General features: G+C 46.7%; 13 protein-coding genes. 3 read left to right on the top strand and 10 right to left on the bottom strand.

Annotated features, from left to right (window positions below):
* Positions 1 to 4 precede the first annotated feature (4 nt).
* From def to rfbA, 7 genes are all read right to left on the bottom strand, one after another.
* Entirely contained in the window at positions 5 to 562 is a 558-nt protein-coding gene (def, locus tag RDN79_RS09715; RefSeq protein WP_298548721.1) for a peptide deformylase, read from the bottom strand.
* A gap of 5 nt (positions 563 to 567) precedes the next feature.
* On the bottom strand, positions 568 to 990 hold the full coding sequence (gene ruvX / locus RDN79_RS09710) for a Holliday junction resolvase RuvX (protein ID WP_186930575.1): 423 nt from the start codon (positions 988 to 990) through the stop codon (positions 568 to 570).
* A gap of 68 nt (positions 991 to 1,058) precedes the next feature.
* Positions 1,059 to 2,456: an undecaprenyl-phosphate glucose phosphotransferase gene (locus tag RDN79_RS09705; protein ID WP_298548725.1), complete on the bottom strand. Its 1,398-nt coding sequence runs from the start codon at positions 2,454 to 2,456 to the stop codon at positions 1,059 to 1,061.
* 100 nt (positions 2,457 to 2,556) lie between these two features.
* The gene (locus RDN79_RS09700) at positions 2,557 to 3,705 is read right to left on the bottom strand and encodes an OmpA family protein (protein WP_298548728.1); all 1,149 of its coding nucleotides are present in this window, start codon (positions 3,703 to 3,705) and stop codon (positions 2,557 to 2,559) included.
* A gap of 111 nt (positions 3,706 to 3,816) precedes the next feature.
* Positions 3,817 to 4,968 carry a GDP-mannose 4,6-dehydratase gene (gene gmd, locus RDN79_RS09695; protein ID WP_298548730.1) on the bottom strand — a complete coding sequence of 384 codons (1,152 nt, stop codon included), beginning with the start codon at positions 4,966 to 4,968 and terminating at the stop codon, positions 3,817 to 3,819.
* Between the two features lie 50 nt (positions 4,969 to 5,018).
* Positions 5,019 to 6,089, bottom strand: coding sequence for a GDP-L-fucose synthase (locus RDN79_RS09690; protein ID WP_298548732.1), 1,071 nt, complete (start codon positions 6,087 to 6,089; stop codon positions 5,019 to 5,021).
* Positions 6,082 to 6,966: a glucose-1-phosphate thymidylyltransferase RfbA gene (gene rfbA, locus RDN79_RS09685; protein WP_298548734.1), complete on the bottom strand. Its 885-nt coding sequence runs from the start codon at positions 6,964 to 6,966 to the stop codon at positions 6,082 to 6,084. Before rfbA ends, RDN79_RS09690 begins: the two co-directional genes overlap by 8 nt.
* A 219-nt stretch (positions 6,967 to 7,185) precedes the next feature.
* On the opposite strand from rfbA, the gene RDN79_RS09680 reads away from it, so the two are divergent.
* Complete coding sequence (locus tag RDN79_RS09680; RefSeq protein WP_298548739.1) at positions 7,186 to 7,764, top strand: HdeD family acid-resistance protein; 579 nt, start codon at positions 7,186 to 7,188, stop codon at positions 7,762 to 7,764.
* A gap of 237 nt (positions 7,765 to 8,001) precedes the next feature.
* On the opposite strand, the gene RDN79_RS09675 is transcribed toward RDN79_RS09680, so the two are convergent.
* From RDN79_RS09675 to RDN79_RS09665, 3 genes are read right to left on the bottom strand one after another with little or no spacing between them, the layout of a single operon-like run.
* Positions 8,002 to 9,009 (bottom strand): DUF4249 domain-containing protein, encoded by a 1,008-nt coding sequence (locus RDN79_RS09675; protein WP_298548743.1) that lies wholly within the window; start codon positions 9,007 to 9,009, stop codon positions 8,002 to 8,004.
* A 17-nt stretch (positions 9,010 to 9,026) separates the two neighbouring features.
* The gene (locus tag RDN79_RS09670; protein WP_298548744.1) at positions 9,027 to 11,735 is read right to left on the bottom strand and encodes a TonB-dependent receptor; all 2,709 of its coding nucleotides are present in this window, start codon (positions 11,733 to 11,735) and stop codon (positions 9,027 to 9,029) included.
* A 3-nt stretch (positions 11,736 to 11,738) separates the two neighbouring features.
* On the bottom strand, positions 11,739 to 12,620 hold the full coding sequence (locus RDN79_RS09665; RefSeq protein ID WP_298548746.1) for a FecR family protein: 882 nt from the start codon (positions 12,618 to 12,620) through the stop codon (positions 11,739 to 11,741).
* 202 nt (positions 12,621 to 12,822) lie between these two features.
* On the opposite strand from RDN79_RS09665, the gene RDN79_RS09660 reads away from it, so the two are divergent.
* Both RDN79_RS09660 and trpB read left to right on the top strand, forming a co-directional pair.
* A complete protein-coding gene (locus RDN79_RS09660; RefSeq protein ID WP_298548748.1) occupies positions 12,823 to 14,091 on the top strand; it encodes an ATP-binding protein in 1,269 nt (422 codons plus the stop codon).
* Between the two features lie 281 nt (positions 14,092 to 14,372).
* Complete coding sequence (trpB, locus tag RDN79_RS09655; RefSeq protein ID WP_298548751.1) at positions 14,373 to 15,566, top strand: tryptophan synthase subunit beta; 1,194 nt, start codon at positions 14,373 to 14,375, stop codon at positions 15,564 to 15,566.
* The last annotated feature ends 51 nt before the right edge of the window (positions 15,567 to 15,617 follow it).

Raw genomic sequence — 15,617 nt, 5'->3', positions numbered from 1 at the left:
CTTATTACTTACCAACCGCTTTTGCCTTATACGAGCAACGGGCTGTACCTTTAATAATACTATTTAGTTTGCTTTTATTCAACTGGCGGCGGATTCCTGAAATATTGTCGATGAATACATGACCTTCCAAATGCTCACACTCATGCTGCACGACACGGGCAGCAAAGCCCTCCACCGTTTCTTCCTGTTCTTTCAGGTCTTCATCCAAGTATTTCACACGTACTTTTGTCGAACGGGCTACTTTCTCATGCACACCCGGCAGACTCAGGCAACCTTCTTCCATCGAAACCTCTTCTTCGCTTTTCTCAAGGAAAACAGGATTGATCATTGCACGCTTGAAACCTTTGCATTCGGGAAAATCATCTCCCATCACGTCGGCGTCGATTACCAAAAGACGCAATGACAAACCGACCTGCGGAGCGGCCAGCCCTACGCCATCGGCATTGTACATCGTTTCAAACATATTGGCTACCAATTGTTTCAGCCCCGGATAGTCCATCGGAACTTCTTCAGCCTCTTTCCTCAGCACAGGCTGTCCATATAAATATACGGGTAAAATCATAACTTTTATAACTGATATTTCTTATTTTCCAAATATGATTGCAAGATAATAACGGCACTGATCTCGTCCACCAATCCTTTATCCTGCCTTTTCTTTTTCTTCAATCCTCCGTCCAGCATTGCCTTATGCGCCAAAACGGAAGTAAACCGTTCGTCGTAATACTCTACCGGAATGTTCGGAATGGTCCGCTTCAGATGTGTCACAAAAGCCTCTACGTATTTCATGTTTTCTGAAGGTTCGTTGTTCATCTGCTTCGGAAGCCCGACGACAAACCGTTCAACAGGTTCATGTGAGACATAATCAGCCAGAAACTTTGTCAGTTCACCGCTCGGCACGGTTGTCAGTCCGTTTGCAATCATCTGCAAGGTATCCGTAACCGCCAGCCCGGTACGTTTCCGGCCATAATCAATTGCTATAATCCTTCCCATCGGGTACAAAGATAACACAAAATCAGTTTCCAATTACACATATACACAAAAAGTGTGCAATTTAACGCTTAATACGCGTTCTTTTCTCCCTTGAACATATTGAGAACCGTTACGACTATAATCTTAAGATCCAGGAAGAAAGACCAGTTCTCGATATACCAGACATCCCGTTTCACACGGCCTTCCATTTGTTCCAACGTTTTCGTTTCTCCCCTGTAGCCTGTCACCTGCGCCCAACCTGTCACACCCGGTTTAACCAAGTGACGAACCATATACTTGTCGATCAGCGCAGAGTATTGCTCGGTATGTTTCAGCATGTGGGGACGCGGCCCCACGACCGACATTTCTCCTCTCAACACATTAATAAACTGGGGAAACTCGTCCAAGTTCGTCCGGCGAAGAAAATCTCCGACCTTCGTCTTACGCGGGTCATTCTTCACAGCCTGCAAGGAATCCGCCTGTGCATTGACCTTCATCGTACGAAACTTATAGCACCTGAAATCCTGTCCGTACAATCCCGTTCTTTTTTGCTTGAACAGGATCGGTCCCGGAGAGCTTAGCTTGATCATGATACCGACCACGACATACAGTATCGGGAATATGGTCACCAAGATTATTGTCGAAAAAAGAATATCGAATGTACGTTTCAACGCCCGGTTGTAAGCTGCCTGCAAGGGCTCGCGACGGACAGTCATCAAAGGGATAGACTCCAGGACCTCCATCACCAGGCTCTTCTTCAGGTTACGATAGAATTCCGGCACGATATAAAAACGAATCATGTGTTTCTCCGCAAAATTCAGCAAACGCACGATCTTCTCATCATTCGTACCCGGCAAAGTACAGTAGATTTCATCCACATCATTTGCCAGCACAAAACTTTCCACCTCATTAGTCATTCCCAAATAATTCGGCAAGACAGATTTCAAGGACAGATTATCATCAAAGAATCCCAAGATATTGAAACCATACGACAAATCGTCTTTCATTACCTTATACAACTCCATCCCGTTCTTTCCGGCTCCGACAATCACGATCTTCTTAAAGTTATATCCTTTCCGGCGGTACATCTTCAAAGTCACGCGCACAATAACACGCCACAACGAAAAGATAACGACCGTAACGATATAATAAATCAGCAGGAAAGTCGCCAGCACATCCCCGACATTCAAGAAAATCAGGCAGGTGGCAAACAGGAAAGTCATAATCGTAACCAAAAGGAACGCTCTCTGCACAATCTTGTCAATAAAGACAATGGACATGTGCAATTGCAAAGGGACGAAATAAAGGGAGAAGAAATAGCAGAAATTCAACAGAAGCACTACCTCACGCAGACTTCCGGTGATGGCAGATGTATATAAATTATTCAATCCATAGTAGACAATAAAGAAAAGAAGATTCAAAACGATCAAATCCCCAACGCCTATCAGCCATTGAATAAGATATCCATGTTTTTTATTTAACTCCATAATAACGCGCTAAAATCATGCAAAAATAAGCATTATTTCCGAGCAAAAAAAAGGCTGCACACGATTATGTGCAGCCTTTCGGGATATAATCAATAATTAATTAATTATTTGCAGACATGATAACCACGCGGTTCCAATTGTTTTCGCTGTATGGTTGAACGTCAGAGCCCTTCCACTCGATCGTGATCTGGTTAGAAGAGATACCGTATTTGTCGATCAACTCTTTGGCAACGGCTCTTGCACGCTTTTCTGAAAGCTGCATATTGTAAGAACCTGTACCTGTTTTCTTATCAGCATAACCGATGACTTTGATAGGCACATTGTTATCTTTCATGAACTGTGCAGTATTAAAGATGCTAACCTGCTGGTTCTTGTCGATCTTAGCGCTATTGATACGGAAGTACACTACATTGTCTACATAGTTGTTAACAACATTAGTTACAACTTCTTCACATTCAGGACAAGAAACCGGACGTTTGCTCAACTCGTCGTTTTCAGCACGCAAGGCGTTGATCTGACCGTTCAGGTCGTTCAGCAAAGCATAGTCCATCGGTTCCAATACTTCGAAATCAGTCTTACCCAGTTTGAAAGTCAAACCTGCGCTCAACTGTCCGATACCGTCAGTCAGGTGATACATAGAAACGCGGTTAAACTGTTCGTTCAGCAATGAACCCTGAACTTCAACGTTCAGATCTACGCGTTTGCTCAAACGGAATGCAGTCAAGATACCGAAGTTAACCGTCGGAGATTCTGTTCTTGCAATACCTCCGTTATCATCAGAGTTCTTGAAACGCTGTGCATAACCAAGACCGATCCACGGAATCAAACGGAACACCTTCTTTTCGTTATAAGGAGCCCAGAAATTAGTTACGTCCCACAACAAATCGGCATGAGCAGCTGCGTATTTATTGTGCTGCATGAATGTAGCACCGGTATTTTCAAAACCATGCAATACGCCGCCATTCAACTGGAGACGCAGAGCCAAATACGGATTAAACCACTTACCGACGGAGAACTGTGGAGCGAAATTCAAACGATTCTTAAAATCGGCTTCATTGTTCTGATCGCCAAACAAAACACTTGCACCACCTGCAATAGAGATAAACCAGTTGTCGCCAGCTTTGTTCTTTTTAAAGTTTGTTTTATAGCCTGCCTCATTGCTAAATCCAACCTGAGGTTTAAATTCCTGTGCAGACACAGAGAAAACGAAACCTGATAACAAAGCTAAAAGTAATACTTTAGTCTTCATATTCATCAACATTTTAATTAAACAATCAATTACCTATAATATTTGCTCAAACATAGTGCAAAATTAACTCTTTTTCTAATTATAACAAATAAAAACAATAAAAGTTCGACTCTACTCGAAATAATTCAAGATTTCATAGCCGCCTTTTCTAAGATACGATTCCTTCTTCATCAACTTTATATCGTTCGACATCATATCCTCAATCAAAGCTGCCAAGTCGTACTTAGGTTCCCATCCCAAACGAGTACGCGCCTTTGTCGCATCGCCGATCAGCAAATCGACTTCGGTCGGACGGAAATACTGTGGATCTACACCAACGACCTCATCCCCAATCCGTTTCCTTATATTATCGAGATAAGCCTCGCCGACTCTTTCAATAAACACATTTTCGTCAATATAGTTTAAGACAGCCACCTCATTAACATTATCTCCTTTAAAAATAATTTCCACGCCTATCTCGGCGAACGCCATTTTCAAGAAGTCGCGGATGGTGGTCGTGATCCCCGTCGCAATGACATAATCGGACGGTTCGTCCTGCTGGAGGATAGCATACATCGCACGGACATAGTCCTTTGCATGTCCCCAGTCACGTTTGGAAGAAAGATTCCCCATGTAAACCTTTTTCTGCATGCCCAAGGCAATCCGGGAGACGGCCCGCGTCACCTTACGGGTCACGAATGTTTCCCCTCTCAAGGGAGATTCATGGTTGAACAAAATACCGTTCGATGCATGCATTTTATAAGCTTCACGATAGTTCACCGTTATCCAGTAGCCATAAAGTTTGGCCACGGCATACGGACTTCTCGGATAAAAAGGAGTCGTCTCTTTCTGCGGCACTTCCTGCACCAGGCCATAAAGTTCGGATGTGGAAGCCTGATAAATGCGTGTCTTGGGGATCAGGTTCAGCAAACGAACCGCTTCAAGAATACGCAAAACACCCAGACCATCGGCATTAGCCGTATATTCGGGAGTATCGAAACTCACTTTCACATGACTCATGGCCGCCAGATTATAAATTTCATCCGGCTGGATCTCACCGATGATGCGAGTCAGGTTCAAACTGTCGGTCAGGTCACCATAATGTAGGATCAGGTTACGATTTTCCACATGCGGGTCCTGATAAAGATGGTCGATACGATCCGTGTTGAACATGGACGACCGGCGTTTGATACCATGCACTACATATCCTTTCTTGATCAGGTACTCGGCCAGGTAAGCCCCGTCCTGTCCTGTTATTCCTGTTATTAAAGCAACTTTACTCATCGTTGTTAAACGGAAGACGCAACAACCTCCCTATTTTTAATTTTTAATTCTTAATTCTCCAAGTACCAGCCATAAAGGCGCTCAACCCCTTCGTCTATCTCAATCGTATGATGCCAGCCCAAAGTATGCAACTTCGTGACGTCCGTCAGTTTGCGCATCGTCCCGTCCGGTTTGGACGAATCAAACACGATCTCACCTGTAAACCCTACCTTTTCCCGGATCAGGGAAGCCACTTCACGGATAGAAAGTTCCTTGCCAGTACCTATATTGATATGCGTATTCCGGATATCGCCGGTAGCAGGACGGACATCGGCAAAATCGACCTTCTCCATCACATAGACGGAAGCATCCGCCATCTCCTCGCTCCAAAGGAACTCACGAAGCGGTTTGCCAGTCCCCCACAACTCCACTTTACCCGGATAGATGCCGTACTTGGCAAGCACATCCAATATCTCGGATTCGGAAGCATCGCCGGATACGTTTTCAACCGGACGCGTATTCAGGTCCTTCCGGAGCGAACCCCAATCCCCTTCGAAAAGACACTTGCCTAAATGCACTTTACGAATCATGGCCGGCAGCACATGCGAAGTCTCCAGATTAAAATTATCATTCGGGCCATACAGGTTGGTCGGCATCACTGCGATATAGTTAGTCCCGTATTGCAAGTTGTAACTCTCGCACATCTTGATCCCGGCTATCTTGGCTATCGCGTAGGGTTCATTCGTATATTCGAGTGGCGAAGTGAGCAAGCAATCCTCCGGCATCGGTTGCGGAGCATTTCCCGGATAGATACAAGTACTGCCCAAGAACAGGAGTTTCTTTACCTCATTCAGATAAGAAGCATGAATCACATTGTTCTGAATCATCAGATTCTCGTAGATGAAGTCAGCCCGGTAGCGGCTGTTCGCCATAATCCCTCCGACATGGGCGGCCGAGAGGAACACATATTCCGGCTTTTCGGCAGCAAAGAAATCATGAACGGCCTGCTGGTCGGTCAAATCCAGTTCCGCATGCGTACGCAGGACGAAGTTCGTGTAACCTTTCGCCTTCAGATTCTTCAGAATGGCGGAACCGACCAGTCCCCGATGACCTGCTACAAATATTTTACTCTCCTTATTCATTCTCTCCTTTTATCAAATTCAGCAGATATTGTCCATATTGGTTCTTCAGCATCGGAGTGGCAACCCGCCTCAACCGTTCCGCATCGATCCAGCCGTTCCGGTAAGCCACTTCTTCCAGGCAGGCTATTTTCAGTCCTTGCCGCTTCTCTATCACCTCGACGAAGGTAGAGGCTTCGGAAAGAGAATCGTGCGTGCCGGTGTCAAGCCATGCAAAACCACGCCCCAAGAGCCGGACTTTCAATTCCTCCTCCTTTAGGAATTCCTGGTTGACAGTCGTAATCTCCAGTTCCCCGCGGGCGGAAGGTCGGATCCGTTTGGCGACTTCCACCACCTTATTCGGGTAGAAATAGAGACCGACAACCGCATAATTCGATTTGGGGCATGCCGGCTTTTCTTCAATGCTCAACACATTACCCGCCTCGTCGAATTCGGCCACGCCGTAGCGTTCCGGATCATTGACGTAGTAACCGAAGACGGTTGCTTTTTGTTCGTTTTCCGCATTGGCAACGGCGCCTTTTAACATAGCCGTGAAGCTCTGTCCGTAAAAGATATTATCACCTAAGACCAGGCAAACGGAATCCTTCCCGATGAACTCCTCGCCGATCAAAAAAGCTTGTGCCAATCCGTCAGGCGAAGGTTGTTCGGCATACTCGAAGCGGACACCATAATCGGAACCGTCTCCTAACAGACGCCTGAAACCGGGAAGATCCTGCGGTGTGGAAATCACCAATATCTCACGTATTCCCGCCAGCATCAAGACTGACACCGGATAATAGATCATCGGTTTATCATAAATAGGCAATAACTGTTTTGAAACCCCTTTGGTTATCGGATACAAGCGCGTACCGGACCCTCCTGCTAAAACAATACCTTTCATAATCTTCTATGATTTATGATTTATGATTTATGATTTATGATTTATGATACTGGAATCATGTATCAATAATAAATCATAAATCTAAAATCATAAATCCTTAATAAATATACCGGGGGGCAAATGTATTAAAAATAATTCACTTTACCGGCCCGATGAAACTTTTCTTTCCAAAGGTTTGTTACAAAGTAGATTTCAAAATAATTAAAAAACGAATTTATTATGAAGACTTTTATTGACACAATCAACTTCGGAGTAAAAAACTGGTGGGTTTCCCTGCTGTTGGGCCTGCTTTATATCCTCATCGCAATCTGCCTGATGTTCACACCGCTGGCAAGTTATGTCGCACTGAGTGTTTTGTTTAGTGTATCCATGTTTGTCAGCGGCACGTTGGAAATTCTTTTTGCCGTCACCAATAGAAAGAATATTTCCAGTTGGGGTTGGTATCTGGCAAGCGGTATCATCGACCTGATCTTAGGTATCTACCTGATGGCCAATATCGGCCTGAGCATGGCAGTGCTGCCTTTCATCGTCGCCTTCTGGCTGATGTTCCGCGGTTTCGCTTCAACCGGCTACGCTATGGACCTGAAACGCTACGGGACACGCAACTGGGGCTGGTATATGGCTTTCGGCATACTGGCAATCCTTTGCAGCATCGGCATTATCTGGCAACCGGGCCTCGGAGCGTTATCCCTTGTCTATATGATCGCATACACTTTGCTGATCATCGGCATCTTCCGGGTTATGCTTTCCTTCGAACTGAAGAGCTTGCACAAACGGAACAAAGAATACAACGAATAAATCGTATGCTTTTCTCAGCAGTTTCCAATCCATGAGAAAACTTTCTCACCGGGGAGAGAATATATTCTCATCCGCATGAGAAAAGTTTCTCATTACGACGAGAAAAGATTCTCATCCTTATGGGAAAAAGCCCCTCATAAGACGAAAATCTTTTCTCGCTGTAGCTTTATGATCATTCGCCGGCCATCTTCCGCTTAATAAATACGGCCTTACACTTAGCACAGTCCTTCCGGCAGTTCACTTCGGATACGACAACGGCGGCCGGTCGACTATACGCAAGGTAACCCGCTGTTCGGAGGAGGTTCCGACAAAGCCTAAGCCACCCGATATGTTTTGAGGGACGATGACCGGCTCCATAAAGGTTTCGTTATAATCTTCCGAATTCAGGCAGTTCATCGCACGCAAATAACGATAATAAGATTGTGATATGCTCAGCAGCCGGACCGTGACATCCAAGTAAAAATGATCTTTTCTGTTTAATTCGCTAATATACGGGATAGAGGTGTAGACTTTAAGGGTATATGAACCATTTTCAAACCGGCCGTCCGTGAAGACATTGCTGAGATTACGGACAGTCAAGTCCAGGATACCGAACTTGTCATCGTCGGCAGTCGTAAGATGCCCGTCGGTCAACACGATATCCTCCTGGTTGATAATTTCGGGATAAGAGGAAAAGGGACCGTATTGGATACCCGTTTCCGAAGCGATCCTGTATGTATTTTCTTCGATAATAAGACGGTAATAGTTTTTCTCGTTCGGGCGGTCGCGGACCGTTATTTTGTATTGCATACAATCCATCATGCTATAGCTCCCTCTCAGTTGCGTACGAAGCGTATCCACATGGATAGGCTCCTCAATCGGCAACGGGATTTCCACCTCGCAGCCTGCCTCGTATCGCCCGTCTTCGGCTGTCGCCTCAAAACGGATACGGTCACCGGGACGGAAAGGAGTTTTCAATGTGCAATTGGAATCATTGAAAGAATCATAGACCTTCTCCACCTGCGCCGTTTCGGTCTTTTCGCCGTTGACATATACGGTGATGGAACCATTGGAAACACAATCCGCCTGTTGCTCGTCGGCATCGATCAAGCGCAAGGACACTCCGTTTTCTCCTTTTCCGGCTTCGAGGAAAGCGTTCATCAGGAGTTGCGGTACCTGCGGCTTGTCCATGTATGGAAGTTCATTCTCACAAGCCGGGAACAGCACGGAAGCCATCATGAATAATATGGACAAATTCTTTTTCATTTTCTATTCCTTTTTTATTAGAACCGGTACGTATAAGTAATCGAAGGGATACAAGGCAGAAGCGTTTGCTTTATCAGCCTCGTTTTCCGCTTCCAGATTGTCTCATTGCCGCCATCCGGCGTCGTATGCTCCACACCGATATATTCTTCTTCCTTATAGACAAGATTCGGAGTCATGGCATTGTAGGCGTTATAGATCGAAATATTCCAGGTCTGCATCCCGCGGCGCAGTTTCTTATGGAAATTGATGCTCAGATTCAACCGGTGGCTGACAGGGAGACGGTAATTGTTGCGATGGGAAATATAGTCGATCAAGTTGCCCGATGCCGTTCCGGTACGCTGTTCGGCAACCGTAGCCGTTCCTCCCGTATTGAAGATCCAGGTGATCCCTATATCCGTTTTCTTGCTGAAAGCATGGTTCACACAGAGGTTGATGTTGTGGCGGCGGTCGTATTTATAAGGGAAACGCTCGCCGTTGTTGACCGTCCCGTCCTTGAACCGTCGGTCGCTCTTGGCGATCGTATAACCCAGCCATCCCGTTGTTTTCCCGATGGTCTTCTGGGCTAAAATCTCCAAGCCGAACGAGCGTCCCCGGCCCATCTCCACCTTTTCCTGCCATCCGCCGGATGATCCGAAAAAGGTGGCGCCATCCTGGTATTCCAATACATTATGCATATCCTTATAATAGCCTTCCAGAGAGAACTCCCACCCTTTCACACCGGTATAATAGCCGCCTGCGGCATACTGGAAGGAGCGCATCGGGCGGATGTTTTTAGTAACCGGGACCCATAAGTCGGTCGGCAGCGAAATCGGCGAGGATGACAGCAGGTGCACATACTGTTCCATCTGCGTGAAGGAGGCTTTTGCCGCAAAATCGTCATGAAAGCGATAACGGGCGGAGAGACGAGGCTGGGCCGACCAGTAACCTCTCCCTTGTATGGAAAACAAGGAAAGGTGGATGCCGGCATTCAGGCTCAGACGGTCGCCGATATCGGCATTGTCTTCGGCATAAAGCGAGAACTCGTGCCCGTGCAGATAGCTGTTCGAGGAATCGTTGTAGACGGTGTCCTGTGCCGTCTGCCCGTCTGCCGCTTCTTTCACACGCGAGGTCGTCACCTCCGGCCGGAAAGTATGATACAGATAGGAAAGTCCGAACTTGACATGATGGTCCGGGACAGGCATATAATCGAAGTCCGTATGGAAACTATAGTCATGTATTCCGGAACGGTAATCGGAATTATAGACATACGATTCGTTTTTATCGGTTATCAGATTGCCGTCTTTATCCGTTTCGATGATGTCTTTCCGGTAACTGTCTGCCATGCCCACCTGATAATGGTTGTATGCAACGGTCGTATTGCTGAACAACCGGCTGTTGAAGACATAATTCCACCGTCCGGCGGCAATCGTGTTCCCCCAGTTGAAATCGATCCGACTGTTGTAGAAATACATGCTCGGCCCATAATGATTCGAATAGCCGTCATATTCCTTGTCCTGCTTGTAGTCATAATGATCTTTCCCCTTGTAGAAGCTGAGGAACAGGCGGCTGCGGTCGGAAAACTTATGATTCACCTTGGCGTTGATATCATAGAAATAGTAATCGTATTTCTTGTCCTCCGGTAAGAACGGCCTCGCCATCAGGTCGAGATAGGTGCGGCGGCCGGTCAGACAAAAAGAGGTTCTGTCTTTCAGGATCGGGCCTTCGAGATGCAGCTTGCTTGTCAACAGGCCGATGCTGACCGTGCCGTGATAATGCCGCATATCGCCGTCGTTCGTCCGGATATCCACGATCGAAGACAGGCGTCCGCCGTAGCGGGCGGGAAAGGAACCTTTGAAAAGCGTGACCTTTTTCATCGCTTCCGGGGTGAAGATGGAGAACACGCCTAACATATGGTCGGCATTATAGATGGGAATGCCATCGAGAAGGATCAGGTTCTGGTCCGGTCCGCCACCCCGCACATACAGACCGCTGAATCCTTCCGTTCCGGCCTGTACGCCGGGCATCAGCTGGATCGTCTTGAGGATGTCGGCCTCTCCCAAGATAGCCGGAGTATTCCTGATCTGCGTCATCGGGATGTCCAACGTGCTCATGCCCGTTGCCCGGATGCCCGTCTCTTTTTTATCGGAAAGGACGATGACTTCCGCCAACCGGTTATGGGTCTGCAGGCGGATGTTCATCACGGTGTCCCGGCTTAAGAGGAAACGGCAATGCTTGGTTTCATATCCTAAATAAGAAAAGGAAAGTCCGGTCTCTCCTTCCGGCAAGGTAAGGCTGTAGAACCCGAAAGGGTTTGTCGAAGTCCCGGTATGCCGGCCGGTTTCCAAGATATTGGCCCCGATCAGCGTTTCCGACGACAAGGAATCGGCAATATATCCGCTAACCGTATAGCTGCGGGAGACAGGCCGCTCACTCAACAAGACGTGCGTACCGGAGATTTTAAACGCGATCGCTTCCTGCCCGAAAGCATATTGCAAGATTTCCTCGATGGTCTTTCGGCGGACATCGAGGGTGACCGGCTGCCGGAGCCGTACCTTCTCGCCGTAGATAAACGAAAAGCCGGTAGAATCCTCCAACTGGCGGACGAAAGCGTCCAGTGCGGCCTGCCGGACCTGGAAGTCCAGACGCGCCGCCCGGTCCTGTGCGGCGAGCGGCGCAATTCTGAAAACTATCCATAACAGAAGAATAAGCCGGGTGAGCCGGCGGAGACAATATAGGTAATAATTCATGACTCAATTAAGTTTAGAATGGATCAAGATCGTATCATTCACCCTTGCATAACTGAAATTACCGGCAGACTGAAGCAGATCAAGCATCTGTTCCAAACTCTCGCCTTCGGTGAAATGCGCCCTGATATGGAAATCCTTTATATCTTCATCTGTAATCCTGATTTTTACATGAAAAGCATTTGACAGCTCCCGTGCAATCTCCTGCAACGGCAGATAGTCAAAATGGAAATGGCCGTCGCGCCAGCCGGTAGCCGTATCGTTTTCCCCTGTTTTTTCTTCCTGCAGCGTTTTACCGGCCCGGTTATAAACGGCGCTTTCTCCGGGAGAAAGCATAATCCGGCTGCTTCCAGCCGGCGCACTGACGGCAACGGAGCCTTCCAAGAGAGTCGTCTTTACTTCCGCATCGCCGGGATAGGCTTCAACATTAAAGTGTGTACCGAGCACTTCGACCTCGACCGGGTCCGCTTTCACGACAAAGGGATGCCGGACGTCTTTCTCGACTTCGAAATAGGCCTCTCCCTGTAATTGCACTTCCCTCCTGCCCTCTTTGAAACAATCCGGATAGGTCAAAGAGGAATAGCGGTTCAGCGTCACTTTTGTCTGGTCCGGCAAAGTGATTACCGAGATGGTTGCACCTGCTGAAACGGTTTGCATCGTTGCCGGCTTCCGGTAATCATAGACAAACCAGCTTGCAAGGCATAGAAGGACGGATGCGGCGACGGCTCCCGTCAGACGGAACAGCCTCAGCCGCTTTGTCCGGGGAGAAACGATCCGTCTCTGCAACAACTTCCAACTTTCGGGAGCGGAATAGCGCCCGCGGGGTGAACGCGTGGAGGCGACGAGCTTGTCCAGTGTCTTTTCTATATGATCGTGCGAAGGTTCCATGCTTTTCTCTTCTACTTGATTTCAGAGATAAAGACAGGCGGGAAAAAGAAACTCACTATGTGTTTTATCTAAAAGTAAATGCAAGTTTGTTAAAAAATATCATCACATGATAATCTTTGCACTCTATGGAGAGCATATTCTGAGTATTTATGCTTTCCATACAAAGCAAAAGTTGTATATTTGCATTCAAAGTCAGACGAACATGGATAAATCAATTATCAAATCAATCATCCTTCAGAACCAGGAACGAATAGAAACGATTCCCTTGCAAAAGCGGAAGATAGACTTCGATGAAAAAGGGAATTATGTACTGGTAGGGCTTCGCCGTGCCGGAAAGTCTTTCATGCTTTACCAAAATATACAGGAAAGGATCCGAACCGGTAAATCTCAACGTGAAGATATTCTATACATCAATTTTGAAGACGACCGGCTTCAAATAGGAGGCCTGGAAGATTTGGACACGCTGATAACAGCCTATCACGAAATATACACCGAACGCAAGCCTATCGTTTATTTAGATGAAATCCAAATCATCAACGGATGGGAAAAATTCGCAAGACGCTTGGCCGATACTCAATACCGCGTGTTCATTACAGGCAGCAATGCCAACATGTTGAGCCGGGAGATAGCGACCACTTTGGGAGGAAGATTCATAGCCAGAGAGATATACCCGTTTTCGTTTGAAGAATATCTGATCTACAAAGGCATCCGGCTGGATGCCAACTGGGAATACGCTCCTATCGCGACAAAAGTAAGGGGACTGTTTGATGAATATTTCCATTACGGCGGATTTGCAGAGATATTCAATCGGGCAGATAAAAGGGAATGGATAAACAGTTTATGCCAGAAAATCCTATTGGGAGATATCATTGCAAGAAATGATATCAGAAATGCTCCGCTAATTCGCCTATTAGTAAAAAAACTTGCCGAAAGCGTGATGCAACCCACTACACAGACCCGGCTTTTAAACATATTGCAATCGACCGGCATCAAATTAGGACGAAATACGATCAGTGAGTATCTTTCGTACATGGATGATGCTTATCTTACGTTTAGCATTACAAACTATACCGATAGTTTGGCAGAGCGTATCTCCAACCGAAAACGATATTTCAGCGATAACGGATTGCTCAACAACTATCTGTTCGATCCTACCACCAAACTATTGGAAAATCTGGTGGCCGTAACCTTGCTCAAGAAGTATGGAGGATATGAAGAAGACAATTTGTATTACTATAACAAGGGAGTAGAAGTCGACTTTTATGTGCCTTCTCAGGAATTGGCAATTCAAGTATCCTACAATATCAACGATCTCGATACACGGGAACGCGAAACAAAAGCTCTGCTCAAAATGGCTTCGGTATTCCCGCTGAAGAAACTCATGATCATCACAATGGATCAAGAGACTACTATCCAAGAGGATGAAAACAGCATCGAAGTAGTCCCTGTTTGGAAATGGTTGCTAAAATAAGGTAAACTAAAAATAAAAAAACAGCCGAATTATTTGCAGTTTGTCAGAGAATGCATATATTTGCTGCCGTAATAACAACAAAAGTCATGAGAACAATTATAGTAAATACATATTGGTGGTGGCGCTCTTTACAACTCACAAGGTCGTAAGGAACCAGTCCTCATGTATATACTATCGTGATACAATAAAAGGTCTGTCGCACTTGCGGCAGACCTTTTTTCGTTTAAGGCAATTATAAAGATCCGAAAAGACAAAAACAATAAATAAAAACAGAAGGAAAGATGAAAACGTATCAAGTCGATGAAAACGGGTATTATGGTGAGTTTGGAGGGGCATACGTGCCAGAAATACTTCACCAATGTGTGGAGAACTTACAGAAGAAGTATCTGGAAGTATTGGAAAGCGACAGCTTCAAGGAAGAATTTAACGGGTTGCTTCGGGACTATGTCGGCCGTCCCTCTCCTCTCTACCTGGCCAAAAGGTTGAGTGAGATGTATGGCTGCAAGATTTATCTGAAACGTGAAGACCTGAACCATACCGGCGCTCATAAGATCAATAACACGATCGGGCAGATCTTGCTGGCACGCCGGATGGGGAAAACCCGTATCATCGCCGAGACGGGAGCCGGGCAGCATGGCGTGGCGACCGCTACCGTCTGTGCGTTGATGAATATGGAATGTATCGTCTATATGGGTAAGACGGATGTGGAACGCCAGCATGCAAACGTGCAGAAGATGGAGATGTTGGGCGCGACGGTCGTCCCCGTTACTTCCGGCAATATGACGCTGAAAGATGCGACCAACGAGGCGATCCGCGACTGGTGCTGTCATCCTTCCGACACGTACTATATTATCGGATCGACAGTCGGCCCGCATCCTTATCCGGATATGGTGGCACGTTTGCAATCCGTCATCAGCGAAGAGATCAAAAAGCAGTTGTCGGAACAGGAAGGGCGTGACTATCCTGATTATCTGATCGCCTGTGTAGGAGGCGGAAGCAATGCTGCCGGGACGATCTACCATTTTATAGATGATGAACGGGTAAAAATCGTTCTTGCCGAAGCAGGCGGCCTGGGGATTACGACCGGACAAAGCGCGGCAACCATCCAGCTGGGCAAGAAAGGGATCATACACGGGGCGCGTACGTTAGTGATGCAAAACGAGGACGGGCAGATCGAAGAGCCTTATTCCATCTCTGCCGGACTGGACTATCCGGGTATCGGGCCGATCCATGCCAACCTGTCGGAAACACACCGGGCTACGATTCTGGCCGTCAATGATGACGAAGCGTTAGAAGCGGCCTTTTGCCTGACGCGTATCGAGGGGATTATCCCGGCACTTGAAAGTGCGCATGCATTAGGGGCGTTGCCTAAGATAAAATTCAAACCGGAAGATGTCGTTGTCCTGACGGTATCGGGCCGGGGAGATAAGGATATGGAGACTTATATTAAGTATAAATTGAAAAACGAGAAGTGAATAGTGAGAGTCAGGAAGTTCTTCCTATAATCAGTTTTATAATCATCAATT

This window comes from uncultured Parabacteroides sp., from assembly GCF_902493135.1.
In the GTDB taxonomy this organism is placed as follows: Bacteria; Bacteroidota; Bacteroidia; order Bacteroidales; family Tannerellaceae; genus Parabacteroides.
The sequence above is the reverse complement of the archived record's forward strand: the minus strand, read 5'-3'. Positions and strand labels throughout refer to the sequence as shown.